At 42.4% G+C, this 26,777-nt stretch carries 22 protein-coding genes; 20 read left to right on the forward strand and 2 right to left on the reverse strand.

Going from position 1 to position 26,777, the window contains the following annotated elements:
* Window positions 1–16: 16 nt before the first annotated feature.
* The 17 genes from DFO72_RS08715 (at window position 17) to pssA (ending at window position 21,265) form a co-directional block, all read left to right on the forward strand.
* Window positions 17–1,339 (forward strand): FAD-binding oxidoreductase, encoded by a 1,323-nt coding sequence (locus DFO72_RS08715; RefSeq protein WP_113881320.1) that lies wholly within the window; start codon window positions 17–19, stop codon window positions 1,337–1,339.
* The gene (locus DFO72_RS08720) at window positions 1,340–2,698 is read left to right on the forward strand and encodes a (Fe-S)-binding protein (RefSeq protein ID WP_113881321.1); all 1,359 of its coding nucleotides are present in this window, start codon (window positions 1,340–1,342) and stop codon (window positions 2,696–2,698) included.
* Window positions 2,695–4,155: an FAD-linked oxidase C-terminal domain-containing protein gene (locus DFO72_RS08725; RefSeq protein ID WP_113881322.1), complete on the forward strand. Its 1,461-nt coding sequence runs from the start codon at window positions 2,695–2,697 to the stop codon at window positions 4,153–4,155. Before DFO72_RS08720 ends, DFO72_RS08725 begins: the two co-directional genes overlap by 4 nt.
* 239 nt (window positions 4,156–4,394) lie before the next feature.
* Window positions 4,395–6,572: a malate synthase G gene (locus DFO72_RS08730; RefSeq protein WP_113881323.1), complete on the forward strand. Its 2,178-nt coding sequence runs from the start codon at window positions 4,395–4,397 to the stop codon at window positions 6,570–6,572.
* A gap of 81 nt (window positions 6,573–6,653) precedes the next feature.
* The gene (locus DFO72_RS08735; protein WP_113881692.1) at window positions 6,654–7,433 is read left to right on the forward strand and encodes a fumarylacetoacetate hydrolase family protein; all 780 of its coding nucleotides are present in this window, start codon (window positions 6,654–6,656) and stop codon (window positions 7,431–7,433) included.
* 44 nt (window positions 7,434–7,477) lie between these two features.
* Entirely contained in the window at window positions 7,478–8,245 is a 768-nt protein-coding gene (locus tag DFO72_RS08740) for an IclR family transcriptional regulator (RefSeq protein ID WP_113881324.1), read from the forward strand.
* Between the two features lie 265 nt (window positions 8,246–8,510).
* Window positions 8,511–10,301, forward strand: a complete 1,791-nt coding sequence (locus DFO72_RS08745) for an L-lactate permease (RefSeq protein WP_113881325.1) — start codon at window positions 8,511–8,513, stop codon at window positions 10,299–10,301.
* A 156-nt stretch (window positions 10,302–10,457) separates the two neighbouring features.
* Window positions 10,458–10,856 carry a GntR family transcriptional regulator gene (locus DFO72_RS08750; RefSeq protein WP_113881326.1) on the forward strand — a complete coding sequence of 133 codons (399 nt, stop codon included), beginning with the start codon at window positions 10,458–10,460 and terminating at the stop codon, window positions 10,854–10,856.
* Window positions 10,840–11,736 carry an ABC transporter ATP-binding protein gene (locus DFO72_RS08755; protein ID WP_113881327.1) on the forward strand — a complete coding sequence of 299 codons (897 nt, stop codon included), beginning with the start codon at window positions 10,840–10,842 and terminating at the stop codon, window positions 11,734–11,736. Before DFO72_RS08750 ends, DFO72_RS08755 begins: the two co-directional genes overlap by 17 nt.
* Window positions 11,690–13,666, forward strand: a complete 1,977-nt coding sequence (locus tag DFO72_RS08760; RefSeq protein ID WP_113881328.1) for a DUF6449 domain-containing protein — start codon at window positions 11,690–11,692, stop codon at window positions 13,664–13,666. Before DFO72_RS08755 ends, DFO72_RS08760 begins: the two co-directional genes overlap by 47 nt.
* 33 nt (window positions 13,667–13,699) lie before the next feature.
* Window positions 13,700–14,221, forward strand: a complete 522-nt coding sequence (locus DFO72_RS08765) for an RNA polymerase sigma factor (RefSeq protein ID WP_243856105.1) — start codon at window positions 13,700–13,702, stop codon at window positions 14,219–14,221.
* A 151-nt stretch (window positions 14,222–14,372) separates the two neighbouring features.
* Window positions 14,373–15,140, forward strand: coding sequence for a 3-hydroxyacyl-CoA dehydrogenase (locus tag DFO72_RS08770; RefSeq protein ID WP_113881329.1), 768 nt, complete (start codon window positions 14,373–14,375; stop codon window positions 15,138–15,140).
* 169 nt (window positions 15,141–15,309) lie between these two features.
* The gene (locus tag DFO72_RS08775; RefSeq protein WP_113881330.1) at window positions 15,310–16,455 is read left to right on the forward strand and encodes an acyl-CoA dehydrogenase family protein; all 1,146 of its coding nucleotides are present in this window, start codon (window positions 15,310–15,312) and stop codon (window positions 16,453–16,455) included.
* 12 nt (window positions 16,456–16,467) lie between these two features.
* Window positions 16,468–17,619, forward strand: a complete 1,152-nt coding sequence (locus DFO72_RS08780; protein WP_113881331.1) for a thiolase family protein — start codon at window positions 16,468–16,470, stop codon at window positions 17,617–17,619.
* Between the two features lie 19 nt (window positions 17,620–17,638).
* On the forward strand, window positions 17,639–19,207 hold the full coding sequence (locus DFO72_RS08785) for a fatty acid--CoA ligase (protein ID WP_113881332.1): 1,569 nt from the start codon (window positions 17,639–17,641) through the stop codon (window positions 19,205–19,207).
* 20 nt (window positions 19,208–19,227) lie between these two features.
* Window positions 19,228–20,346: a CaiB/BaiF CoA transferase family protein gene (locus DFO72_RS08790; protein WP_113881333.1), complete on the forward strand. Its 1,119-nt coding sequence runs from the start codon at window positions 19,228–19,230 to the stop codon at window positions 20,344–20,346.
* A gap of 223 nt (window positions 20,347–20,569) precedes the next feature.
* Complete coding sequence (pssA, locus tag DFO72_RS08795) at window positions 20,570–21,265, forward strand: CDP-diacylglycerol--serine O-phosphatidyltransferase (RefSeq protein WP_009333556.1); 696 nt, start codon at window positions 20,570–20,572, stop codon at window positions 21,263–21,265.
* 213 nt (window positions 21,266–21,478) lie between these two features.
* On the opposite strand, the gene DFO72_RS08800 is transcribed toward pssA, so the two are convergent.
* Both DFO72_RS08800 and DFO72_RS08805 read right to left on the reverse strand, forming a co-directional pair.
* Complete coding sequence (locus tag DFO72_RS08800) at window positions 21,479–21,853, reverse strand: nucleotide excision repair endonuclease (protein ID WP_071155251.1); 375 nt, start codon at window positions 21,851–21,853, stop codon at window positions 21,479–21,481.
* Between the two features lie 175 nt (window positions 21,854–22,028).
* A complete protein-coding gene (locus DFO72_RS08805; RefSeq protein WP_113881334.1) occupies window positions 22,029–22,493 on the reverse strand; it encodes a hypothetical protein in 465 nt (154 codons plus the stop codon).
* A gap of 671 nt (window positions 22,494–23,164) precedes the next feature.
* On the opposite strand from DFO72_RS08805, the gene DFO72_RS08810 reads away from it, so the two are divergent.
* From DFO72_RS08810 to DFO72_RS08820, 3 genes are read left to right on the forward strand one after another with little or no spacing between them, the layout of a single operon-like run.
* On the forward strand, window positions 23,165–23,935 hold the full coding sequence (locus DFO72_RS08810; RefSeq protein ID WP_113881335.1) for an ABC transporter ATP-binding protein: 771 nt from the start codon (window positions 23,165–23,167) through the stop codon (window positions 23,933–23,935).
* Window positions 23,936–23,985: 50 nt separating this feature from the next.
* The gene (locus tag DFO72_RS08815; RefSeq protein ID WP_113881336.1) at window positions 23,986–25,893 is read left to right on the forward strand and encodes an AMP-binding protein; all 1,908 of its coding nucleotides are present in this window, start codon (window positions 23,986–23,988) and stop codon (window positions 25,891–25,893) included.
* Complete coding sequence (locus DFO72_RS08820) at window positions 25,893–26,777, forward strand: branched-chain amino acid ABC transporter permease (protein WP_113881337.1); 885 nt, start codon at window positions 25,893–25,895, stop codon at window positions 26,775–26,777. The genes DFO72_RS08815 and DFO72_RS08820 overlap by 1 nt, the downstream gene beginning before the upstream one ends.

Below are 26,777 nucleotides of genomic sequence, written 5' to 3' on the forward strand. Positions count from 1 at the left end.
ATCGGGGGTGGACATATTGATTGCAGCAGAATCGATAAGTGCTTTAAAAACTTATTTTAGGGAAGATCAGATAAGTAAAAATGAAGTTTCTAGCCCATTTGGCAACTCAGGTGAAATGATTATATTACCGGAAACAGAAAATGAGATTGCAGCGGCACTTAAGCATGCAGATCTGAATGGTCTAACCATCAACATTATGGGCGGTGGCACAAAACGCGGATTCGGAGGTTTAAATGAAAAAGCGGATCTTCTTTTATCGCTTGAAAAATATACAGGGATTGTGGAACACACACCTGGTGATATGACAGTAACAGTAAGATCCGGAATTCGCTTTAAAGACCTTCAGGATTATCTGGCTAAACATAATCAAAAAATATCTCTTGATCCTTTTTGGCCCCAAAATGCCACAATAGGCGGTATCATTGCAGCAAATGAAAGCGGACCCAAAAGGCTGGGATACGGTTCAGCCCGTGATGCAGTCATTGGATTAAGGACTGTTTATCCGGATGGAAAGATAATACGCTCGGGTGGCAGAGTCGTAAAAAATGTTGCCGGCTATGATATGAATAAGCTGTTTATTGGATCAATGGGCACACTTGGTGTGATTTCTGAAATTACCTTAAAGCTTCGCCCAATCCCTAAATGTGAGAGTCTGGTTCTCGTTTCGTTTCCAGCTGGAAATCTGGAGGATATAAAGGCGTTTGCAGTGAAGGTATTGGATTCTATGATAGAACCAGTTTCGCTTGAGCTGCTGAATCCGTCACTTTCAGATAGGCTTGCCGGAATAAACTCTTACACGATAGCTATGAGTTTTGAAGATGTTGAAAGCTCTGTACGTTATCAGGAAACTTTTGTGGGAAATATGCTGCCGAAAGATGCGAAGTTGAGTATAAGCACTAAGGAGAAAGCGGATTTGTTTTGGGAACGCTTTTACAGGCACATTCCTAATGGGGCAGACAAGGATTTGCCAATTCAAACAGAAGCCTCCATGAAGATTGGAACTGTTAATCTCGACGCAGTGAGAGTATTAAAGGATACTGATCTGCTTCAGGATAAATTCAATGTAAAAATCGAATCACATGGAGGTCTGGGCCATGGATTAAGTCAAGTGACCATTAGAGGAGCAGAGCCAGATGTCGCGGATGCTGCTGTACATGTAAGGGAGACTGCTGAAAGAGCAGGGGGATATGCGGTTGCAAAGCACCTTCCATTTGAGCTTCGGAAAAAAGTGGATGTTTGGGGCAATAAACCTTCTCATTTCTTTTTGCTCCAGGGGATTAAAACAAAGGTCGACCCAAATAAAACTTTAAGCCCAAACAGATTCATAGGAGGGATTTAAATGAGTGTCCGGGAACTCGATTTAAAGCAAGAGCCGCCATGTACCTCGGGATTGGGAAACTATTTATGGAGCGATCCGCCAGATGAAAAGAAATGGGCTGACTGTGTCCATTGCGGCATGTGTCTGGAATCATGCCCGACATATGAACAGACAGGTCAGGAACAGCATTCTCCAAGGGGGCGTGTCCACCTAATCAAATCTGTGGCTGAAGGGAAGCTTCAAGTAAATGAGCAATTCATGGACCCAGTGTTTCAATGTCTGGATTGCCGCGCCTGTACAACTGCATGCCCAGCTGATGTCGATGTTGGCGGTTTGATTGAGGAAGCACGCGGCCAGATTCGGCAGGCAATGCCATTGACTGGTATAAAAGGAGCCATCAGCAAGTTTTTTCTTCATGACCTTTTCCCTCACCAGAATCGCTTAAATACGCTAGGCGGCCTTATGAAATTCTACCAAAAAAGCGGCATGCAAAAAGCAGTCCGGAAAACCAAAGTAATCAATATCATGCCGCAGCACCTTGTCGATATGGAATCCATCATGCCTGAAGTGAAAGAGCCTGTAAAAAAGAAGTATAAAGACGTAAAAGTAATCAAAGCAAAAGGGGAGACAAAGAAGGAAGTTGCGATGCTGACCGGCTGTGTAATGGATGTCATGTTCAGTGATATTAATGAATCCACCATAAATGTATTGACCAGAAATGGAAATGATGTTGTCATACCCCAAAGCCAAACTTGCTGCGGAGCCCTGCATGTTCATGCGGGTGACCGTGATATGGGCAGGAAGCTGGCGAAACAGAATATGGAAGCATTCAAAGACTTTGACAAAGTAATTGTTAATGCAGCAGGATGCGGGTGCATGATGAAGGAATACGCAGAATTGTTTAAGGAAGATCCGGAAATGCATGCAAAAGCGGAAGAGTTCTCTGAAAAGGTAGAGGATATATCAAAATTTCTTCATGATACAGGCTATGAAAAGCCAAAGGCTGAAATGAACACTAGAATTACTTACCATGATGCCTGCCATTTAGCGCATGGACAGGGAATCCGCCAGCAGCCGCGTGATATTCTCCTTGATATTCCTGGTGTTGATATGGTGCACATGCCTAATTCAGACCGCTGCTGCGGAAGTGCAGGAATATACAATATTACCAATCCGGAAATGGCTAATGCGGTCCTTGAAAGCAAAATGGAAAATGTTCCAGATGATGTGGAAATGATCTCAATGGGAAATCCCGGCTGTATGCTGCAAATGGCAATGGGAGTTCAAAAATACGGCAGGAATCAGAAAATTGTCCATACTATCCAGCTTCTTGATTGGGCTTACCAAAAGGAAGACCGTGTGAAGGAGGAAAAAGAGTGAGAACGAAAGATCGGGTTAAATCACAGGACCAACACATCTTAAATTTGGCTGAAATTGTGGGAGGTTCCCGTTCCATTCTTTACCAGAAAGAAGACCTTTTGGCTTATGACTGTGACGGCTTTACGATCCATAAGCACTTGCCCAAGGCAGTCGTATTTCCAAAGAATACACAAGAAGTGGCGGAGATTGTCAAGTACTGCTCGGAAAACAATCTCCCCTTCCTGGCCAGGGGGGCAGGTACGGGGCTGAGCGGCGGAGCAATACCTCTTAATGGAGAAATAATAATAAGTATGGTTAGGATGAAAAAACTTATTAGCGTTGATCTTGAAAATCGCCGCGCCGTTGTGGAGCCTGGATTTGTAAATCTAAAACTCACAAATTCAATATCCGATAAAGGCTATTATTACGCACCGGATCCATCCAGCCAATACTGCTGCACAATTGGGGGCAATGTTGCAGAAAATGCCGGGGGTGCACATTGTCTGAAATACGGAGTAACTACAAACCATATTCTTGGACTTGAAGTGGTCATGCCTAATGGCGAAATAGTGGAAATTGGCAAAGATGGTATTCCCGATGCTCCTGGATATGATTTGCTGGGTCTGATTACAGGTTCTGAAGGGACCCTTGGAATTGTAACAAAAATAACTGTGAGGGTACTGAAAAATCCTGAAGGAAAGCAGACTGTTCTTGCCTACTTCGATCGGGTTGAAGATGGGAGCCAGGCAGTATCAGATATAATATCTGCTGGTATTGTACCTGCAGCCCTGGAAATGATGGATAAGACTGCTATTGAAGGGGTGGAAGCTGCAGCTTTTCCGGTAGGCCATCCAAAAGATATAGAAGCAGTTCTTTTAATTGAAGTGGATGGTATTGCAGCGGGAATTGGGGAACAGATCGACCAAATCCTTGAGGTTTGCAGAAAGAGGAATGTCCGTGAAGTCCGTGCGGCGGGAAGTGAAGAGGAAAGAGCAAGATGGTGGGCGAATCGTAAGACAGGCTTTGGTGCCATGGGTGCCATTTCTCCTGATTATCTGGTACAGGATGGGGTGATCCCTCGAAGCAAGCTGCCTGAAGTTTTAAGCAGAATCAGCCAGATTAGCGGTGAATCGGGATTAAGGATTGCTAATATTTTCCATGCAGGAGATGGAAACCTGCATCCTCTTGTCCTATTTGACGCAAGGATACCAGGAGAATCAGAGAAAGCGCTCGAAGCTGGAAGCCAGTGCTTAAAAGTCTGCGCAGATGTTGGAGGGACCATAACTGGAGAGCATGGTGTCGGCATTGAAAAGCGGGAAGAAATGCGTTTTGTTTTCACAGAAGAAGAAATTGCTGCCCAGACAGAAATCCGGGAAGTCTTTAATCCTCATAATCTGCTGAATGCTGGAAAGCTGTTTCCATCGCCGAGCAGATGTGCTGAAGTCAAAAAAGAGATGAAGGCCCAGGCAATTTCATAAGAAAATGCCCAGCCTTCCTTAGAAGAAGGCTGGGCATTTACCCAATGTTGAAAAGCTAAATTAAGCCTTATCAATTAGAGAAGAATAAAGTTGTGTGAAAATTATTGAAAATCGATTTAGAAACATGCTATTATTTTTTTAAGAGAAAGTTAGAAACGCTGTTTCGTAATAAGAAACAAGAATCGGCAGCCGCATTAAATTTAAAATGGTAAAGCAGCAACCAAAGGAGGAAATGAATAATGGGAAACTATGTAAAAACAGGAAGCCTGCAAGTTGCAAGTGAGCTTTATGAATTTATCAATTCCGAGGCTCTGCCGGGAAGCGGAGTGGATCAGGAACAATTTTGGCCAGGTCTGGAAGCGCTTATAAATGATCTGACGCCTAAAAATAAAGCATTGCTGGCGAAGCGGGATGAAATTCAGCATAAACTGAACAAGTGGCACAGAGAAAATCAAGATTTTGATTTTAATAGCTATAAGTCATTTTTAGAAGAGATCAGCTATCTTGAGCCAAAGGCCGAAGGTTTTAAAATTACTACAGAAAACGTGGATGATGAAGTAGCTATAAAGGCTGGACCACAATTGGTCGTTCCAGTTAATAACGGGCGTTATGCGATCAATGCAGCAAATGCCCGGTGGGGAAGCTTATACGATGCACTTTATGGCACAGATGCAATCAGTGAAGAAAACGGGGCAAATAGAGAAGGCGGATATAATCCAGTAAGGGGAGAAAAGGTTATTGCATTTGCCAGGGAATTCCTTGATCAAACCGTTCCTCTGTCAAGCGGTTCTCATAAAGACGCTGTTCAATATAAAGTGGAAAACGGTAAGCTGGCAGCTGTGCTTAGCAATGGAGAAACTGCAAATCTAAAAGATGAATCAAAGTTTGCCGGATACCAGGGAGAGCAGGATCATCCTTCTGCGGTACTTCTGAAGAATAATGGCCTTTATTTTGAAATTCAAATTGACAGAGGCCACCCAATTGGAAAAACGGATGATGCCGGAGTAAAGGATGTTTTGCTTGAAGCTGCAATTACTACAATTATGGATTGTGAAGATTCAGTAACAGCAGTTGATGCTGAAGACAAGGTCCTTGTGTACCGCAACTGGCTTGGTTTAATGAAGGGAGACCTTTCCGCCGCCTTTACAAAAGGCTCTAAATCCATAACGCGTACATTAAACCCTGACCGTTCGTATGTTTCTCCAGATGGAAAGGAGTTCTCATTATCTGGGCGCTCGTTGATGTTTGTCAGGAATGTCGGACATTTAATGTCCATTAATGCGATTTTGGATGCAGATGGAAATGAAGTGCAGGAAGGTATCTTGGATACGGTAATTACCAGCCTGATTGGCAAGCATACATTGCTTGGAAATGGCCCATACCAAAACTCATCAGAAGGTTCCATTTATATCGTTAAGCCAAAGATGCACGGTTCCAAGGAGGTTGCTTTTGCAAGCGAGTTGTTTGACCGGACTGAAGATTTGCTCGGACTGGAGCGGAATACACTAAAAATTGGTGTAATGGATGAAGAGCGCCGTACATCTTTGAACCTGGCAGCCTGCATCCGTGAAGTAAAGGAGCGCATCGTCTTCATAAACACTGGGTTCCTGGACCGGACTGGGGATGAGATGCATACTTCCATGGAAGCTGGCCCAATGATCCGCAAGAGTGACATGAAGTCAACAGCATGGCTAAAAGGCTATGAAAAATCCAATGTCAATACAGGCCTTGAAACAGGCTTCCAGGGCCGTGCCCAAATTGGAAAAGGTATGTGGGCTATGCCTGATATGATGGCTGATATGATGGAGCAGAAGATCGGCCATCTGAACGCTGGAGCCAATACTGCCTGGGTACCGTCTCCAACTGCTGCCACCCTTCATGCTTTACACTATCATCAGGTAGAAGTTCAAAAAGTGCAAAATCAGCTGCTGGAAGAGATTACGGACCTTCGTGATGAAATCCTGCAGATTCCGGTTGCTGAAAATCCGCAATGGAATCCAGAGGAAGTTCAAGAGGAACTGGATAACAACGCACAGGGGATTTTGGGATATGTTGTCCGCTGGGTTGAGCAGGGCATCGGCTGTTCCAAAGTTCCTGATATCAATAATATTGGTTTAATGGAGGACCGCGCGACATTAAGGATATCAAGCCAGCATGTTGCGAATTGGCTGCACCATGGAATCTGCACGAAGGAGCAAGTGCTTGAGACACTTAAGAAAATGGCTAAGGTTGTAGATGAACAAAATAGTGGAGATCCCGCATACCGCCCAATGGCAGCTGACTTCGATCAATCAGTTGCTTTCCAGGCAGCATGTGACCTCGTTTTTGAGGGATATGATCAGCCAAATGGCTATACAGAACCGATTTTGCACCGCCGCCGACTTGAAGCGAAGTCCAAGTATGCTGTTAAACAGTAATAGTTTTAGAACAGGGCATGTATGTGCCCTGTTTTTCTAAAGAGCCGCAGACTTAAAGTAATTGAAGGGAGAGGGAAGAAAATGAAATTTACAAGATTTGAAGTTAAAGGAGCAGTACATACAGGAGTAGCAGAGGGGGGCATATTTAAAGAAATTAAAGGTGATATTTTCGGAGAATGGGAGTATACTGGCCAGAGCTTTTCGGCGGATGAAGCTAAGCAGCTTGCACCTCTGGTTCCAAATCAGATTATTGGTATTGGAGCTAACTATGTGTCTGTGAAATCAGATTTGCCTGAGACACTCCCGGAAATTCCTGTATTCTTCTTTAAGCCTGTATCTTCTGTTATAGGGCCTGATGAGGATATTATCATTCCTGAAGGCATTGAAGAGGTGAAATTTGAATCAGAACTGGCAGTGGTAATAGGCAGAGAAGCTAAAAATGTAGCAGAGTCAGATGTGCTTGATTATGTTTTTGGCTACACAGTAGGCAATGATGTTACTGCACCGCAATTCTTCCATAATGACGGGCATTGGACAATTGGCAAATCCTTTGACACATTTACTCCGCTTGGTCCGGTAATCGAAACAGACCTGGATCCATTTCAGGTTAAAGTGGAAGCAAAATTAAACGGCTCAGAGAAGCAGAACAGCAGCACAGAATTAATGATTATCCCAATCCGAAAAATGATATCCTACCTGACTAATGTCATGACGCTGTTGCCAGGTGACGTAATCCTTACAGGAAGTCCTGTTGGAGCTGAGATGGTTAGGTCAGGTGCTGTTATCGAATGTGAGATCAAAGAGATTGGAGCTCTGCGGAATACATTTGCAGTAGCACGTGAAAGCGCAAAAACGGTATAATCTATGTGTAATGGATTAAGGTTTTTGCACCAGAGGTGAGTGTTGTGGAAAGAGAAAACATGGTCAAGTCCGTCAGCAGGGCACTGGATATTATCACATTGATCAGCCTGAAAAAAAGCGGTCTTGGCGTAACGGAAATTGCCAATCAGATTGATATCAATAAAAGCTCTGTTTATCGTATTCTCTCTACTCTTGTTCAGTACGGATATATAGAACAGGATAGCGAAACCGGCAAATACAAATTAGGGTATAAATTCCTGGAGATCAGTTCAAAACTGCTTGAATCAATCGATTTGCGTGCAGAGGCAAGACCTTTTCTGCAGGAACTGGAAAATGAAACAAATGAAGTCATTCATTTGGTCGTTTATGATCAGGGAGAGGTTGTGTACATCGAGAAGCTTGAGGGCAATGAGACTTTAAGGATGCATTCTAAAGTCGGAAAACGAGCTCCGATGCATTGCACATCTGTCGGCAAAGCCATTCTGGCACATCTGCCTTCAAGCGTTGTTATTGATATCCTTGAAAGAAAAGGGATGCCGGTCCATACCGATAAAACCATAACGGATAAAGATGAATTTATGAAAGAATTAGGGCAGGTCAGGCAAAATGGATATGCGCTTGATCTTGAAGAAAATGAATATGGGATTACTTGTGTGGCCGTTCCTATTTTTGACCATCTCGGCAAAGTCATTGCTGCAGTCAGTATATCAGGCCCGACAATGAGGATGACAAGTGATCGTCTTGATGCATTAAAATCTATAATGGTAAGGACAGGACAAGGGATTTCTTCCCGGCTTGGACACGTCAGCTGAATAAGTTGGGATTAGCCCAATATATCTTGATGAAAAGATATATTGGGCTAATTTTGTATGTATATACATACAAATATTTTTGTGTAAATACATAGATTAAATTTTCCAAATATTATTGAAATTATGAAAAATGTTTGTATAATAAAAATAAGCTTGATTCATTGTTGTATAACAAAACAATTATAGTTATATAACATGTTTCGCAGTCCGCAACAAAGTGCATTTATTGTTCGCTATTACAAAACAAAAGGGGGAAAAGTAATTAATGAGTACTGGAATGTTAGCTTTATTATCATTATTGCCAATTATTGCAGTTGCAGTATTCCTTGTCGGACTGAGATGGCCGGCAAGTAAGGCTATGCCCATCTCGTACCTTGTAGCTGTTGTCCTGGCGCTATTTGTCTGGAAGGTGTCGGGTGCAAAAGTGGCGGCCGCATCCATTAATGGCCTGGTTGTCGCCGGAACACTCCTATACATTATTTTTGGTGCAATACTGCTTCTGAATACTCTGCAGGAAAGCGGAGGCTTAAAGACCATCCGCCAGGGATTTACCGATATCTCTCCTGACCGCAGAATTCAAGTAATTATCATTGCCTGGCTGTTTGGATCTTTCATTGAAGGCGCATCCGGGTTTGGGACTCCTGCTGCAGTAGCTGTACCGCTATTAGTGGGTCTTGGCTTCCCGGCTATGGCAGCTGTAATTGCCGGGATGGTCATTCAGAGCACACCAGTTTCATTCGGTGCAGTAGGCACTCCGATGCTAGTTGGTGTGCAGACCGGTTTATCAGGCAATGCAAGCCTTACAGATAATCTGCTCGGACTGGTAACGCAAATTGCCGGACAAGTAGCTATTCTCCATATGATTGCAGGCACATTAATTCCTTTATTTGTAGTAGCTTTAATGACAAGATTCTTTGGCAAGAACAAATCGTTTACAGAAGGGATAAAGATTTGGAAGTTTGCCCTGTTCGCATCTTTTGCCATGACTATCCCTTATGTCATTGTTGCCAATGTTCTTGGACCTGAATTCCCCTCTATGATTGGAGGATTAGCTGGTTTAGCAATTGTTGTTTTTGCAGCTAAAAAAGGATTCCTTATGCCTCCTAAGGATCAGGTTTGGGATTTTGAAGAGAAATCCAAGTGGGATCCGGAGTGGACTGGTAAACTTGAAATCAAAGCAGTTGCCCACAAAAGCGGAAGCATGAGCATGATGCGTGCCTGGACTCCTTATGTTTTAGTTGGCTTATTCTTAGTATTGTCCAGATTGAAATCGCTTCCATTCCTGGGGTGGCTCCAGGCCTGGACGGTTAAGTTTGAAAACATTTTCGATTCCGGCATCACTTCAAGTTTCCAGCCGCTGTACTTGCCGGGTACCATTTTTATTCTTGTATCCATTATCACCTATTTCATTCATGGAATGAATTCCGGTTCTTACAAAAAAGCCTGGGCAGACTCAGGGAAAACAACTGTTGCTGCTTCAACCGCATTAATTTTCACTGTTCCGATGGTACAGGTTTTTATCAATACCGGCGGGGGAGAGGCAGGCTATAATCAGATGCCAATCGAGCTCGCGAATGGTGCCGCAGCACTTGCAGGAGAATTCTGGCCGTTCTTTGCAACGTTTATAGGAGGGCTCGGGGCTTTTATCGCGGGAAGTAATACTGTCAGTAATATGATGTTTTCTCTATTCCAATATGATGTTGGTTCACAGATTGGAGTGGATGCAACCTGGATTGTAGCCCTTCAGGCAGTCGGAGGAGCAGCTGGAAACATGATTTGTGTCCATAACGTGGTTGCTGCATCAGCTGTTGTTGGTCTTGTAGGGAAAGAAGGGACTGTCATTCGTAAAACCCTTTTCCCATTCTTCTATTATGCATTGCTGGCTGGGTCAGTGGGTTACTCGATTGTATGGTATTCGCAAAAAGGGATCCTCAATCTCGGTTCCTTCATTGCGGTTTGCATCGCAGTCGCCGCAGTTTATATCATCGCAACAAACAATAGGCGTTCCAACATGATTTTGCCTCCGCCTCCGGTGAATGTGAAATCTGCTAAATAATTAATTATAACTGGTTTAGCCCTTTGGCTGAGCCAGTTTTTTCTTTTTATAAAAATTTAAAATTCCTCTTCTCTTTTCCAATTACTTGTAATATAATCTAACTGTATTAACTGTACTATGAATGATAGTACACTACATACAGATGGGAGGGTAAACATGTTTGAGTTGGACGTAAGGAGCCGAAAGCCTATATATGAACAGTTGGTTGAGCGGCTTAAAGAGCTGATCATCACCGAGGTCTTAACAGCAGATGAACAGCTGCCTTCCGTTCGAACGCTGGCCCATCAGCTGACAATCAATCCCAATACGATTCAAAAGGCATACAGGGAACTTGAATCCCAGGGCTATATTTATTCTATAAAGGGAAAGGGCAGCTTTATCAGTCCAGCGACTCCCAATCTGAACAGCGAAAAAATAGAAAAAGTGAAAAATGAGCTTTCAAAGCTTTTATCAGAAGCTATATATCTTGGAATTACAAAAGATGAATTATTTAAGATGATTCAGGAATTAGAAGCAGCTATAGGGGGAGGGGTAGAAGATGATCAAAATCCGTAATGTACGTAAATCATTCGATGAGATGGATGCTGTAGAAAATGTCTCCATCAAAGTCAATAAAGGGTCCATATACGGCTTGCTTGGTTCAAATGGAGCCGGGAAAACAACGCTCCTGAAGCTTTTGGCAGGCATCTATGCGGAGGATGAGGGGTCTGTTGCCATTGCCGGCCAGCCGGTCTTCGAAAATCCGGTAATTAAAGAAAAGATCTTTTTTATTCAGGATCATCCCTATTTTCTGCCTCAATATACAGTTAAGCAAATGGCACAATTTTATCAAAATATTTACAGCAGATGGGATGACGGCCGCTTTGAAGAACTGGCTGCAATTTTTGAAATGGACATGCATAAAAAGATTCATAGATTTTCAAAAGGCTTTCAGAGGCAGGCTGCTTTTATCCTTGCTTTGTCTGCCAGGCCGGAGGTTTTAATTTTGGATGAGCCTATGGATGGGCTGGACCCGGTAATGAGAAAAAAAGTGAAAAGCCTGCTTATAGATGAGGTTGCCGAAAGAGAAATGACTATCCTTATTTCCTCTCATAATCTGCGTGAAGTGGAAGATTTATGTGATTTTATTGGCATCATGCATAAAGGGCGTATGATCCTGGAAAAAGACCTGGATGACCTTAAAACAGATACACATAAGATTCAGGTGGCTTTCAAAGGATCTGCACCAGCCATTTTCGATTCGCTGAGAATCCTTCATAAAGAAAAAAGAGGCAGCGTTATCCTCTGCATTGTAAAGGGAGATGCTAAGGAAATATCGTCATATGTAGAACAATTTAAGCCAGTGATTTTCGATATGCTTCCCCTTACTTTAGAGGAGATCTTCATTTATGAAATGGGGGACATTGGATATGCAGTCCAGAACATCCTTGGTTAAAAGGGAAATTTTAAAAACGATTTTCAGAAGTGTCGGCTGGGTTTCCATTGTATATTTTCTTGGTCTGTTCTTCGCTATTCCACTTGATATAATAATGAATTCTTCAGAGGAACAGCGGAAATTTCTGGACATTGACAATCTATTTCAATACAACTTCCAGCTCCAGTATATATTTAATATATCAGTGCCGGTAATCTTGTCTGTGTTCTTATTCAGATTCACACAGGTAAAACAATACAGCGACTTAATGCACAGCCTCCCAGTCAAGCGTGCATCCATTTTCCATCAGTATGCTTTAACTGGAATCATGTTATTAATTTTACCGGTTTTACTCATTGCTTTAATAGTTCTGATGCTTTACCAGCCCATGAATTTGCAGGAGTTCTATTCAATTGGGGAGATATTCAATTGGGTGGGCATCACCCTTTTATTAAATATTGTAATTTACCTGGCAGGAGTTTCTGTGGGGATGCTTACGGGGTTATCTGCCGTTCAAGGTGCCCTAACGTATATTTTCCTCCTGCTCCCTGTAGGCCTGATCATTCTAGTCTCTATTAATTTGCCATTCTATTTATTTGGCTATCCAGACCAATATTATATGGCAAGCAAATTTGAGAAGTTTTCTCCCTTAATTGCACTAACCCAGATGAACATGCGTACCCCGTCAAGTGCAGAGGCTGCTATTTATCTCTTTCTTATTTTGACTCTGTATTATCTTGGTTTGCAGATCTATAAAAGAAGAAGAATGGAGGCTGTTTCCCAGGCGCTTGTTTTTCCGGTTACAAAACCCATTTTTAAATATAGTGTAACTTTTTGCACGATGCTTTTAGGGGGAGGATATTTCGGTGAGATGCGAGGCGGCATTAGCTGGCTCATAGCTGGATATCTGTTTGGAGCATTGATTGGGTATGCCGCTGCCGAAATGGTTCTGCAAAAATCATGGCGTGTGACCATTAATATGAAAGGATTGATGGCATACACAGCTCTAATGGCTGCTTTATTCATTTTATTCCAATTTGACTTTACTCAATATGAAAAAAACATACCACGGGGCAATGAAATCGAGCGGGTTCATTTTAGCGAGAGTTTTTATCTTTATAGTGATATCGATCATGAGGAACCCTTATATTTGAAGGAATACGAGAATATTGATTTGGTCAGAAGATTTCATGAGACGATTGTAAAGGATGAAAACAGGCTTGCGGAGATCCCGGGCCGTGATTCAGTTTTTATCGTGTATGAACTGAAGAATGGTGAAAAGCTAGTCCGTGATTATAGGATTAATAAAAAGGAATACAAGCCATTTCTTAAGCTGATTTATGAATCGGATGAATATAAAAAGGCAACAAATGAAATTTATCAGGTTTCAGCAGATGCTACAACGAAATTAACCATTACTCCAAATGGGCCTGTTACTAAGCGGGCGGTTATTACAGACGATAAAGATCTAAAAGAGGCTATTGAGGTATTAACTGAAGAAGTTGATTCTGCTTCCTTTGAAGAGCTCCAGGGAAGTGACGAGCCATATGCGCATATTGAGATTTTTTATAATGACAGCAATAAAGCTTATATGCCTTGGTATCCTTCTTATTCAAGATTTGAGGAATGGCTGGAAGAGAAGTCATTACTGAATGAAGCAAGAGTGAACAGCAATGATATTTCTTATGCTTTGGCTGCAAAAGCGAAGGATATCGATGTCAACTTTGCTGCAGGGTACTCGTATGAAGAAGTTTTTGAAGAAATGAGAGATAGCAAATCTGCTGTCAAATTAACAGATAAGAATCAAATAGAAAGCAGCTTGAAGAATTCAGATGGATTCATGGATGGAGACTATATTATTGCGTTCTATTTTGATGAGCAAAGGACAATTGATATTAAAAGCTTTACGGAAAAAACAGTTCCAGTCTTTATAAAAGAACGGCTTCAATAAAAGAGTAGAAACCTATAGGAGAGGGGGATTAAAGTGATTAAACCTTCAATGGATATGAGAGAGATCTGCAGGCTCTACAATAAACGTCTCTATCATATTGCTTATAATATAACCCGGGATCATTATCTTGCACAGGATGTTGTGCAGGAATCGCTTCTCAAAGCATATAAAAAAATGGACAGCATTGATGATCAGGAAAAGCTGGGGGCCTGGTTATCCTCGATTGCAACCAGAACTGCGATTGACTTTGTCCGGAAAGAAAGAAGGACATATGAGAGAATACAGGATTCCGTTGATTTTGAAAACTGCATGGAAAGTAAATATATTGATGCGGGGCAGGAAGCAGAAGTCAATTTGCTTGAGGAGCAGATATACGCTTATGTGGATTCCCTCTCCTATGAACAGAAAAGGGTTTTCCTTCTTAAAACAAAGCACGGGCTGAAAGAGAAAGAAATAGCGGACATTCTCCATCTCAATCCAAACACTGTTAAAACAAAGTTGTACCGGGTCAGACAGCACCTTAGAGAAATTCTTGGCGATCGGTATTTGGCATAGAATAACAGCTTCTGAAAAGGAGCTGTTTTTTTGTGTAATTACAAGAAATTGATAAATAATCAGCAGGGAATTCGGTCAGTCAGCAGGAAAATCTGAATTCATAATGGAAATGTCTTCATAGAAAAATATGATTAATAAAAGGAGGTTCACTATGGAATTGAAAGATTGCAGGGTCATTATCACTGGCGGCGCCTCAGGGCTTGGCGAGGCGACTGTGAGAAAAATAGCCGGATGCGGCGGAAAAGTTCTTATTGCAGATTTGGCGGAAGATCGGGGAAGCCATCTGGTCAAGGAACTGGGGGGAAATGTTCATTTTTTGAAAACGGATGTAACAAAAGAAGAAGACGTGCAGCGAGCAGTTGCATTTGCTTCTGAACAATTTGGCAGCCTTAATACTGCCGTTAACTGTGCAGGCATCGGAATTGCCGCCAAGCTGCTTGGCCGAAAGGGAGTCCATACACTGGACATGTTCCAAAAGGTCATAATGATTAATCTGGTCGGGACTTTTAATGTCATTCGCCTGGCTGCTGAACAAATGGCAAAGAATGGTCCGAATGATCAAGGTGAAAGAGGCGTCATTATTAACACTGCTTCTGTAGCAGCCTTTGAAGGACAAATTGGCCAGGCTGCATATAGTGCATCAAAAGGCGGTGTGGTTGCCATGACCTTGCCAATTGCCAGAGAGCTTGCGGGTTATGGGATTCGTGTTATGACGATTGCCCCTGGATTGTTTAATACACCTATGTTTGATTCTCTCCCTGATGAGGCAAGGGATTCATTGGGCAAAATGGTGCCTTTTCCTTCAAGACTGGGCTATCCTGAGGAATATGCCAGGCTTGCTGAGAGTATTCTAGTGAATCCGATGCTGAATGGAGAAACGATCCGTCTGGATGGCGGCATCCGTATGCAGCCAAAATAAATTAGAGCACCAGCCCTTTCTGCAAAGGATAGGTTTTTTTGAAAAAATGAATTTTAAATGTTCTAAAAATATTGATAATTATTGTACAATATAAATGTAAGCCTTTTCGGAGATGAGGAATAGTACTTTGAGTTATGTCAAAAAAATTTTAGATTCGGAGGATCATAATATGGCTGCTTCATACATTCAGGAAGAGCATGAAATATTTCGGCAATCACTGCGTAAGTTTTTAGAGAAGGAAGCCTATCCGAATTATGACAAATGGGAAGTGGACAGGATCATTCCCCGGGATTTTTGGTACAAGATGGGGGAGCAGGGTTTTTTATGCCCTGATATTGAAGAAAAATATGGCGGAAGCAATGTTGATTGGGGCTTCTCAGTAGTCATCAATGAAGAACTTGAACGTGTTGGCTCCGGCATGGTGGGAATTGGGCTCCATAATGATATTGTTGTTCCGTATATTACTGCTTATGGAACAGATGAGCAGAAGGAAAGGTGGCTGCCAAAGTGTGCTGCAGGTGAAATCATTACTGCTATCGCAATGACTGAACCTGGCGCCGGATCTGATTTAGCCGGCATCAGAACGACAGCAGGACTTGAAGGTGACCATTATATAGTGAATGGCGAAAAGACCTTTATAACCAATGGAATTCATTCCGATTTAGTCATCATAGCCTGTAAAACCAATCCCAATGCAGTTCCCCGGTATAAAGGAATAAGCTTGCTTGCGATCGAGAGGGGAACAAAGGGATTTACAAGGGGAAGAAAATTAAACAAGGTTGGACTTCACTGTCAGGATACAGCAGAGTTAATTTTTGAAGATTGTAAGGTTCCGAAAGAAAATCTGATTGGAGAAGAAGGGAAAGGTTTTCTATATTTGATGGAAAAGCTGCAGCAGGAAAGACTTGTCGTAGCAATCGCTGCTCAGGTGGCTGCTGAAGAAATGCTTAATTTAACATTGGATTATGTTAAGAATCGCGAGGCATTCGGAAAACCGGTCAGCCAGTTTCAAAACACTCAATTTAAGATTGCCGAAATGGCAACAGATATAGAGATGGGAAGGTCGTTCCTTGATCAATTGATCACAGAGCATATGGCAGGAAAAGATGTAGTTACAAAGGTCTCCATGGCGAAATGGAAGCTTACAGAAAATGCCCGGAATATTGCCGCGGAATGCATGCAGCTTCATGGCGGCTATGGCTATATGGAAGAATACGAGATTGCAAGGAGATACAGGGATATACCAGTTGCCAGCATATATGCAGGTACAAATGAAATCATGAAAACCATTATTGCGAAGAACATGGGTTTATGAGGAGGAGTAAACATGCGTGAAGCTGTCATCGTCGAAGGTGTCAGAACGCCAGTAGGAAGAAAAAACGGCTTTTTAAAAGATATCAGGGCGGATGATCTGGCTGCTGAAGCACTTAAGGCACTTGTCGGACGTGCGGGTATAGATCCGCAAATCATTGATGATGTCATTCTTGGATGTGTCTCGCAAATAGGCGAACAAACAGGCGATATTGCAAGGGTCGCAGCATTGATCGCAGGTTTTCCGATTGAAGTGCCGGGTACCACCATTGACCGTCAATGCGGCTCCAGCCAGCAGGCTGTCCATTTTGCAGCTCAGGCTATTTTGGCGGGAGATATGGATATTGTGGTCGCGGGCGGTGTCGAAAGCATGTCTCGTGTCCCTATCGGCTCCAGTTATCAGGGTGTAGGGTTCAGTGAAAAACTGACAGACAGACATGAAATCATCCACCAGGGCTTATCAGCTGAACGCATTGCTGAAAAATATGGTTTTACTAGAGAAGAACTTGATCGCTTTTCATTAGAGAGCCACCAAAAGGCTTTAAAAGCCCAGAGTGAAGGACGTTTTGAGAGAGAGATTGCACCATTAGATGTGAAATTGCCTGATGGGCAGCTCATGACGATATCGGAGGACTCTGGCCCCAGAAAGGAAACATCGCTGGAAGCACTTGGAAGCTTAAGGACTGTTTTTAAGGAGAATGGAGTCATTCATGCAGGAAATTCAAGTCAAATCAGTGATGGAGCCGCAGCACTATTAATTATGTCACGCGATAAAGCAGAGGAACTTGGAATGAAGCCGAGATTCAGGATTCTTTCCCGCACAGCAGTTGGCTCTGATCCTACTTTAATGCTGACTGGACCGATACCGGCAACTGAGAAGGTGTTAAAGAAAGCTGGACTGGCTATTGAGGAAATCGATGTATTTGAAGTGAACGAAGCGTTCGCTCCTGTTCCGCTTGCCTGGCTGAAAGAAACTGGAGCAGATCCTGCAAAGCTTAATCCAAACGGCGGAGCCATTGCACTCGGCCATCCTTTGGGAGGCAGCGGTGCACGGCTGATGGTCACCATGATGCATGAACTCGAAAGAACAGGGGGGCGCTATGGACTTCAGACCATGTGTGAAGGCCTTGGTATGGCAAATGCAACTATAATTGAACGTTTAGACTGAAGAATGGGGAGGAATGAAAATGACTACTACTATTGGAAGAGTTTTCGATCTAACTGCCGGAAAGTTTCCGAATAAAGAAGCCCTGTATGATGTCAGAAAAAATCTGCGTCTTACCTATAAGGAATGGAGCATTGAGATCAATAAATTGGCGAATGCCTTAATGAAGGAGGGAGTCAGGAAGGGTGACAGGGTTTCAACCTACCTATTTAATACTGAGGAGCTTGCAACAGCATTCTTTGCATGTGCAAAAATCGGTGCCATTTTTAATCCGATCAACTTTAGGCTGATGTCAGAAGAGGTTGCTTATATCCTTCAGGATGCAGAGCCAAAAGTAGTGTTATTTGAACAAATGCTGGAGTCCGGCATTACCCCAATAGCTAAACGTTTTCCGCATACATCCTTCTGGTACATTGATGACAAGGCACCCGGATATGCTTCATCCTATCGTGAAAAAGTGGATGCAGCATCGCATGATGAAATCGAAATAGAAATTGGCGAAAATGACTTGTACGCGATCATGTATACAAGCGGTACCACGGGAAGGCCAAAAGGAGTTGTCCACAGGCATCGGGATATGGCTGAACAAAGTTTAATCGTAATAGGAGCCACAAAGCTTGAAAGCAGTGACAATGGTCTCGTGACTGCACCAATGTTCCACTGTGCAGAGCTTCACTGTGCCTTTTTGCCAAGGGTGCATGTGGGAGCTAAAAATACCATCCTCCATCACTTTGATGCAAAAGAAGTATTACAGTTAATCTCAGATGAGAAGATTACAAAGTTTTTTGCAGCACCTACCATGTGGAATATGCTGCTTCAGGAAAACTTAAGCCAATATAATCTGGAAAGCCTGAAGCTGGGACTGTATGGAGCAGCTCCAATGGCTCCGGCACTTGTTTATGCCTGCCGGGAAAAATTAGGCATATCCCTCGTACAGGCATACGGAATGACCGAGATGGGGCCAGCGATTACGTTTTTATCTGAAGATGATCAAATCCGGAAAGCAGGCTCTGCCGGGCAGGCTTGTTTAAACCATGAGATTAGAATTGTAAGGCCGAATGAAAATGGTCCATCAGATCCTGAGGATTTGGTGCCACCAGGGGAAACAGGTGAAATCATCGTGAAAGGTCCATGCATGATGAGTGGTTATTTTAATCGGGATGAGGCAAACGATCTTGCCATGCATGGGGGCTGGTATCATTCAGGTGACATAGGATATCTTGATGACGAAGGCTACTTGTACGTCAAAGACAGAGTCGATGATATGATCATTAGCGGCGGTGAAAACATTTACCCCCGGGAAGTGGAAGATATTTTATATACGCATAATGGCGTACTGGATGTGGCAGTGATCGGCCAGCCTGATGACCGCTGGGGTGAGACGGTCACAGCATTTGTGGTTAAAAAAAATCCGGCACTATCTGAAAATGAGCTGGATGAACTGTGCAGAAATAGTGATGAACTTGCTAATTATAAGCGGCCAAGAAAATACGTATTCTGTGAAGCTCTGCCAAGGAATGCCAGCGGCAAAATTCAAAAGTTTATGCTTCGCAAGCAGTTGGAGGATCTGTTCGCTGAGGGGAAAATGTAGCCGGAAGAAAGGGATGCATGATGTTAAAAGGCATAAGAGTAATTGATTTTTCCAATTATCTCCCTGGTCCGTTTGCCTCCCAGAGGCTTGCAGAGCTGGGAGCTGAGGTGATTAAGGTTGAAACCTTGACTGGTGACCCCGCAAGACAGCTGGATGTTAAAATACAGGGTACAGGAGCAGTGTTTGCCGCCAATAACCGCGGTAAAAAAAGCATTACACTCAATTTGAAGAGTGAGGAAGGAAGAAGTGCAGCCCTTAGGCTGATTTCTGAAAGTCATGCCGTGCTGGAAAGCTTTCGGCCAGGAGTCATGAAAAAACTCGGACTAGATTATGAGACTGTAAAGAGCCACAAGCCTGCTATCGTTTATTGCTCCCTGACAGGCTATGGGGAGAATGAAGACTATCAATATTTAGGCAGCCATGATTTAAACTATATGGCAGTAAGCGGTGCCCTTTCCCAGCTTAAGGACGGCAGCGGCCGTCCTGTTCACCCGTCCAATACAATAGCGGACTTTATGGGAGGAATGGCCGCGAGTGAAAGGATACTTGCAGCCCTTCTTTCCAGCAGGATTTCCGGCAAAGGCGGGTATCACTGCATTTCAATTGCTGAAGTGATGGCTTCCATCATGGGAAACCATTTGCTGATTGAAAACGAAACGGGGTATCCAAATGGGCTTTCGGTACTAAACGGGGAAATCGTCGCCTACTCTATTTATCAAACAAAGGATGAGCGGTTTGCTGCTCTTGCGGCATTAGAGCCGAAGTTCTGGATAAACTTCTGCAAGAGTGCCGGCAGGGAGGATTGGATGGATTCCCATTTTTCCCGTGCCTCTGGCAATAATCCTGTATATTTGGAGATGACCGAATTATTTAAAAGCAGGACATTAAAAGAGTGGACTGAATTCGGGCAAAGAGTGGATTGCTGCCTGACTCCGGTATTGGAGACAGGTGAATTAAAAGACTTTCCACTTTTTAAGGGGATTTATGAACGAGACGGGAATTACCCTTTAGTTAAAATGCATGGAGGATTTGACTCATCAGTGGCTGGCCCTCCAAAATTGGGAGAACATAATGAGGAAGTCTTAAGCAATATTGCTGGAATGTCAGCAGAGAAAGTTAAAGCTCTGACAACAAAATAAGTATTCTAAATAAAAGTCGGCGAGCTTGTCTTTCGGATAGCCGATTCTACAACTTATAAATTCATGAAAGAGCCCTAAATCTATATGATGATTATGGTTCTTTCTTTTTGTCGGCGAATGTTTCTATGAAAGAGGAGGGCTTTGAAGAAGATTAAATGGTATAATGAAAGGGAATATATATTAAAATAAACTTTTTTCTATTTTTGGAGTGTGATGGTCACTAGTGCGTTTTATTAAAACAATTCCCAATATGGTCACTTTGGGTAATTTATATTGCGGTTTTCTTTCAATCGGAATGGCTGCCAATGGCGAATTTAAAAATGCAGCAATATTAATTTTAATCGGCATGATGCTTGATAGCATGGACGGCAGGCTAGCAAGAATGCTGAAGGCGGATAGTACGCTTGGAAAGGAACTTGATTCTCTGGCAGATATTGTTACATTTGGGGTAGCCCCTTCATTTTTGGTCTTTTATACATACTTTTTTCAATTTGGAATCCTTGGATTAATCGTTTCAGGTCTTTTTCCTCTATTCGGGGCATATCGGCTTGCCCGATTCAATATCAGTCCCCCAAAGTCCTCATTAAATTATTTTATAGGAGTTCCGATAACAGCAGCAGGAGGGATAATGGCTATACTGACCCTTTTTGGCGACCGTATTCCCAATATCATTACAACTGTTGTGTTCACTGCACTATGCTTTCTAATGGTAAGCAGAATTCGGATTCCCAGCTTTAAGGAAGTCCCTCTTCCGAAATATGGGACGATTGTTACCATTTTTCTTGGAAGTGTCCTGTACGTTATTTATAAGGGCTCCTATGGACCATTTCCCGATTTAATTTATATTGCGATTCCGCTTTACATAGCGTATTTGACATACCGGTTCATTAAAGGCAAAAACAAAAAAGAAATTGATTAATTAGAAATGCGGAAACACCTTGCCCAAGAAGGAACTCAGACTAAGACCGCCACGCCCTCCCAAAAGCTGTCGCTTTCAGTCGTGCGATGTTTATGCTGACGATCCTTTGTCCTGGGGGCTCACCTCGAGGGGACAGTCTGCTTGCGCTAGACAGTTATCAAAGTTCAAAGTAATACTTTTTTACAAATAAAAAAAGGCCGGGATGGCCTTTTTTTATTTGTAAAATACTTTGTCTATATTAAATTTTGCATGAAGGGTATTAATGATATAAGTTTCATAAATTTCGCGCTCCATGCTGTCTTCCACATAAATGACCGCAATTTTATAGACATCATCGCGATGATTTTTTATTGGGGAAACATTATCTTCAAAATGTTTTTTCACGCGCTGTCTTAATTTTCGTGCTTTCCCTACAAAGAGCAGATCTTCATTCGCATCGAAAAACAAAATCATGCCGCCCTTGTCTCTTGGTATTTTATGATAATCTGTGAAACCATAGACACTGCTAAGGTCACTCTCTCCTGCCTGTCCTGTTTGTCTGCTTCTTGTAATAACGAGATCGGGCTGAGGGATTTCAATTTTTATCAATATCATCACTTCCTATTCTAAGATTAAAGAGTACCATAAATTTCATATGTAATCCACATTAAAAAGTATTATTAGATTCTGCCTGGCCGCAAAAACCTGGTGAAATTGCGGGTTGCCCACCACTCTTCGGAACATTTAGCACTGAAAACTATTTTGAAATGCTTACATCAGCTCCTTATATGAAGTGTAATTGTTTTTGTCTTTCTTTTGTCATATTCAGCAGCACTTCATTATTAAGCGAGCGTGCCATTTTAAGGGTGAGATCCAAAATCTTTATGATTCCTTCCTTCTGGCCGTAATCAATAGCTACCCGATCACATTGGACTTCAGTATCAGTACAGATTATATTCTTTCCAGCCGGATAGGTAATATGTCCAATTTCATGCCAGATTATGGCTTCTTTTATTTCTCTGTCTGAACAGAACTTTTCATAATCATAGACGACAATAAACCAGTCATAATGCACATCCAGGGATTGATAAAACATAGTCAGGAGTCTGCAGTCAATATTCCAAAAACCCAGCCAGCTTTCATCGTTTAGACCAAAGTTTTTTAAAACAGTATGTTTATCTTCTAAAATGGCTATTTTTCCGTCTAGGCCGCAATAGGATAAGAAAAACTCTTCACACAAACAGATCAAGTCAGATTCTCCTTTTATAATTTCGGTTTACTAGCATTGTTATGTAAGCGGAACTTTTTTAATCACCAGCCAAGAAGAAAATAAAGAAATGAATGGATTTGTTTGCAAACCTGCCATGCGGCAGTAAGATGCAATAACGTGGCAGCAGATACATTTAAGGAAAATCTGAGCGGGGAATTGATTTAAGCGTGATTTAACTAGTAATACAAAAACGGAGCTTCAGCAGCCTTCATGCAGGGTGAGGTGTCCCCAGAACAAACTTTCATATGCAAAGCGGCTTTTTAGCACGCTTTCAGCCAAGCCTGGGAAACGGCACCTTATGAAGAAATTAATCGTGTCTTTGTCCTAAATAAAGGAAAAAAAAGTGTGGATATTTTAATGAAATTAACATTGAATGGAATGAATTCCTAAGCTGAGCACATCTGTGTTCAGCTTTTTATGTTTTTCACATGAAGATTTTTCCTAATAATATCACTTGGTTAATAGTCAAAAATACTTACACATAAGGAAATTGTCATATCAATATTTAAATTCACATAAAAATGAAAAATAGCTCAGGGCTAAAAATATTTTAAATATAAAAAGGAGAAAGCAAAAACATAAAGAATATTAAAACTATTCATAATTTTATAAAAAATATTTTGTTTTTCGAAATAAAGGGGGTTAGCAAGTTGGGGATATTAGATATAAAAGATGCTACTTTGAGGTTTGGAGGCGTAGTGGCTCTTGACAGCGTCTCTTATGAAGTGCAGGAAGGAGAGATTTTTTCGCTTATTGGGCCAAATGGCGCAGGGAAGACAAGTATGCTGAATTGCATTAGCGGACTATACAAGCCTTCATCTGGTTCCATCCATTTCAAAGGGGAAGATATCACCCGTTATAAACCTCACAAAAGAGCCAGTATGGGTATTGCCAGGGCATTCCAGAACATCGAACTTTTTCCGCATTTATCTGTTTTGGACAATCTGATGCTTGGCAGGCATGTGAGAATGAAAACCGGACTTCTTGCAGGAGGATTTTATTGGGGAAAGGCGCAAAGAGAGGAAATTGAACATCGGAAAAAAGTTGAGCAGGTGATCGATTTTCTTGAAATTGAGGATATCCGAAATACTCCCGTTGGTACCCTTTCGTATGGATTGCAGAAAAGGGTCGAAACCGGCAGGGCTCTGGCACTGGAACCTGACATCCTTCTTCTGGATGAGCCGATGGCAGGCATGAATAGTGAGGAAAAAGAGGACATGGCCAGATACATTATCGACATTCATGAAGAAATGAATACAACTATTATATTAATTGAACACGACATGGGGGTTGTAATGGATTTATCCGATCACATTGCAGTTCTTGATTTCGGCAAGCTGATTGGCTACGGAACGCCAGATGAGATTCAGAATAATTCTAGAGTCATAGAAGCTTATCTGGGAGAGGAGAATGCGGTATAAAAGATAATTCGGCTAAAAGGTAGTTTACTTTAGTAGGGGGGAGCGATTCTATGAGCATGACATTTCCGCAGCTACTGATTGAAAGGGCTTACATAAATGGGTCGCAAGTTGCTTTACGAGAAAAAGAATTTGGAATTTGGAATGAAATCACGTATGAAGCGTTCTTGGAGAAAGTTAAGAATTTCAGCTTGGGGCTGGCATCTTTAGGTCTGAAAAGGGAGGATAAGCTAGCCATCATCGGCGATAACAGACCTGAATGGGTAATCAGTGAGCTTGCTGTGCAAAGCTTGGGCGGTATTTCTGTCGGAATCTATCAGGAATCCTTATCTGCTGAACTTAGTTACATTATTGATAATTGTGACGCAACTATAATAGTAGCAGAAGATCAGGAGCAAGTGGATAAACTGATGGAAATTAAAGACTCCATTCCTAAAGTCAGAACGATTATTTATTATGATTCACGGGGCATGAGAAGTTATCGGGAGGATTTCCTGTTTGAATTTGAAGAGGTTCTGCAAATGGGAGAAAGCTATCACTCAGAGAAGCCTGATTTATTTGTGCAGGAAGTTGATAAAGGCACTGCTGATGACGTGGCGATTTTATCATATACTTCAGGAACGACAGGCAATCCGAAAGGAACGATGCTTACTTACGGGAATCTGCTGGATATGGCTAAAAATTTGTCAGACATTGATCCGCTGACAGACAAAGATGAATATGTTTCGTTCCTTCCTCTTGCCTGGATCGGGGAGCAGATGATGACCCTTGCTATGGGCTTATACAATGGGATGACGATTAATTTCCCTGAAGAGCCGGCAACCGTATTGGAAGACCTGCGGGAAATTGGGCCACAGGTTATGTTTTCGCCGCCAAGAATCTATGAAGATATGGTATCGCGCTTTCAGGTCAGAATTCAGGACAGCGGCTGGCTGAAAAGAAAGATTTTTAACTGGTGCAAGCCGATAGGCGAGAAGGTAGCTAAAGCCCATTTTGAAAATAAACCTGTCAGCACTGGTACAAAGGCTTTGTATAAAATTGCTGATTATCTGATGTTCAGTGCGATCCGCGATCACTTTGGACTCTTGAAGATCAAGCGTGCTTATACCGGCGGTGCTCCTTTGGGACCCGATGTATTTGAATTCTTTCACAGCATAGGAGTCAATGTAAAAAGCATTTACGGGCAGACAGAAGTTGCCGGCATATCCATTGTGCACAGGGATGGCGACATTAAACTTGATAGTGTTGGAATTCCTATACCGGGAACAGAAGTGGAAATTTCTGATGAAGGGGAAATTCTGATCAAAAGCTCGAGTGTGTGCAAAGGGTACTACAAAAACGAAAAAAGCACTATCGAAACCATTCAGGAAGGCTGGCTGCATACAGGGGATGCAGGGAGGCTGGATGAGGAAGGGCATTTGTATATCATTGACCGGATTAAAGATGTCATCCGTCTTGATACAGGTGAGATGTTCTCCCCGCAATTTATCGAGAATAAGCTGAAATTTAGTTCGTTCATACAAGAAGCGGTAGCAATCGGGAAGGATCGCCCCTATGTGGTTGCCATGATCAATATTGATATGAAAAATGTAGGGCGCTGGGCCGAGAAAAATCAAATCAGCTATACTACGTATACCGATTTATCTTCCAAACCTGAAGTGCTGGAATTGATCGAAAAACAGGTGCAGGAAATCAATCAGACCCTGCCTGAAAAAGCCCGGGTTAAAAAATTCGTCCTTCTTTATAAAGAACTTGATGCAGATGATGAGGAGCTTACAAGAACAAAGAAAGTCCGCAGGCAATTTGTTGCTAAAAAATATCAGGCCTTGATCGATGGGCTTTATACAGAGGACAAAAAAATACGTGTCAATGGCACGATCAAATATCGTGACGGCATGGAACAAACCATCCAAACAACGCTTCAGGTCATTTTTATGGATGAAGGAGAGGGGGCAGCTTAATGACTTTTTTCTTGCAGATGCTTGTAACAGGAATCGTGGTAGGAAGTGTTTATGCACTTGTGGCACTGGGCTTTGTGCTTATTTATAAATCCAGTGACGCCATCAACTTTGCACAAGGTGAGTTCCTTTTAATTGGAACGTATGTATGTTTAACACTTATTACAGCCTACAACATCCCTTTTATAGCAGCCCTATTAATGGCGCTGATGTTCAGTGCAGTTTTAGGATTTGCCATTGAACGGATTGTTCTGAGGCCGTTTATCGGAGAGCCGGTCATATCAATGATAATGGCAACCATCGGTTTATCGAGTGTTCTCGCTGGGATTGTCCATATTATTTGGGGCCATGAAACACGTGTGTTTCCAAGAATCTTCTCAGAACAGCCTGTTAAACTGGGCGAAATTGTCATTGCGCCCGTCTATTTATGGTCACTTTTAATCGTTGTGGCTATGCTTATCATTTTCACTCTCTTTTTCAAATATTCGAAGCTGGGAATTGCGATGAGGGCAACCGCAGATGATCAGCAGGCGGCGATGTCGATGGGAATCAGCGTTAAAATGATTTTCGCAGTTGCCTGGGCGATTGCAGCCATAGTTTCTGCAGTTGGAGGCATCCTTCTCGGGAACATTAATGGTGTTAATGCTTCCCTTTCAGCGATCGGCTTAAAGGTACTTCCGGTTGCTATTCTTGGAGGACTTGACAGTATCCCAGGGGCTATCATCGGCGGACTGATCATCGGCATTCTTGAAAGCTTGACCGGGGGATATTTGGATCCATTGGTTGGTGGCGGACTGAAAGAGGTTATGCCGTTTGTCATCCTCGTATTTATCCTTATGTTCAAGCCATATGGTTTGTTCGGAAAAAAAGAAATCGAGAGGGTGTAG

The organism is Cytobacillus oceanisediminis, from assembly GCF_004366035.1.
In the GTDB taxonomy this organism is placed as follows: Bacteria; Bacillota; Bacilli; order Bacillales; family Cytobacillaceae; genus Cytobacillus; species Cytobacillus oceanisediminis_C.

Bases quoted from the DNA above. Each gene is read 5' to 3' on its own strand.
- DFO72_RS08720 (WP_113881321.1), top strand. From the start codon at position 1,340: ATGAGTGTCCGGGAACTCGATTTAAAGCAAGAGCCGCCATGTACCTCG.
- DFO72_RS08730 (WP_113881323.1), top strand. From the start codon at position 4,395: ATGGGAAACTATGTAAAAACAGGAAGCCTGCAAGTTGCAAGTGAGCTT.
- DFO72_RS08735 (WP_113881692.1), top strand. From the start codon at position 6,654: ATGAAATTTACAAGATTTGAAGTTAAAGGAGCAGTACATACAGGAGTA.
- DFO72_RS08745 (WP_113881325.1), top strand. From the start codon at position 8,511: ATGAGTACTGGAATGTTAGCTTTATTATCATTATTGCCAATTATTGCA.
- DFO72_RS08750 (WP_113881326.1), top strand. From the start codon at position 10,458: ATGTTTGAGTTGGACGTAAGGAGCCGAAAGCCTATATATGAACAGTTG.
- DFO72_RS08755 (WP_113881327.1), top strand. From the start codon at position 10,840: ATGATCAAAATCCGTAATGTACGTAAATCATTCGATGAGATGGATGCT.
- DFO72_RS08760 (WP_113881328.1), top strand. From the start codon at position 11,690: ATGAAATGGGGGACATTGGATATGCAGTCCAGAACATCCTTGGTTAAA.
- DFO72_RS08770 (WP_113881329.1), top strand. From the start codon at position 14,373: ATGGAATTGAAAGATTGCAGGGTCATTATCACTGGCGGCGCCTCAGGG.
- DFO72_RS08775 (WP_113881330.1), top strand. From the start codon at position 15,310: ATGGCTGCTTCATACATTCAGGAAGAGCATGAAATATTTCGGCAATCA.
- DFO72_RS08780 (WP_113881331.1), top strand. From the start codon at position 16,468: ATGCGTGAAGCTGTCATCGTCGAAGGTGTCAGAACGCCAGTAGGAAGA.
- DFO72_RS08785 (WP_113881332.1), top strand. From the start codon at position 17,639: ATGACTACTACTATTGGAAGAGTTTTCGATCTAACTGCCGGAAAGTTT.
- DFO72_RS08790 (WP_113881333.1), top strand. From the start codon at position 19,228: ATGTTAAAAGGCATAAGAGTAATTGATTTTTCCAATTATCTCCCTGGT.
- DFO72_RS08815 (WP_113881336.1), top strand. From the start codon at position 23,986: ATGAGCATGACATTTCCGCAGCTACTGATTGAAAGGGCTTACATAAAT.
- DFO72_RS08820 (WP_113881337.1), top strand. From the start codon at position 25,893: ATGACTTTTTTCTTGCAGATGCTTGTAACAGGAATCGTGGTAGGAAGT.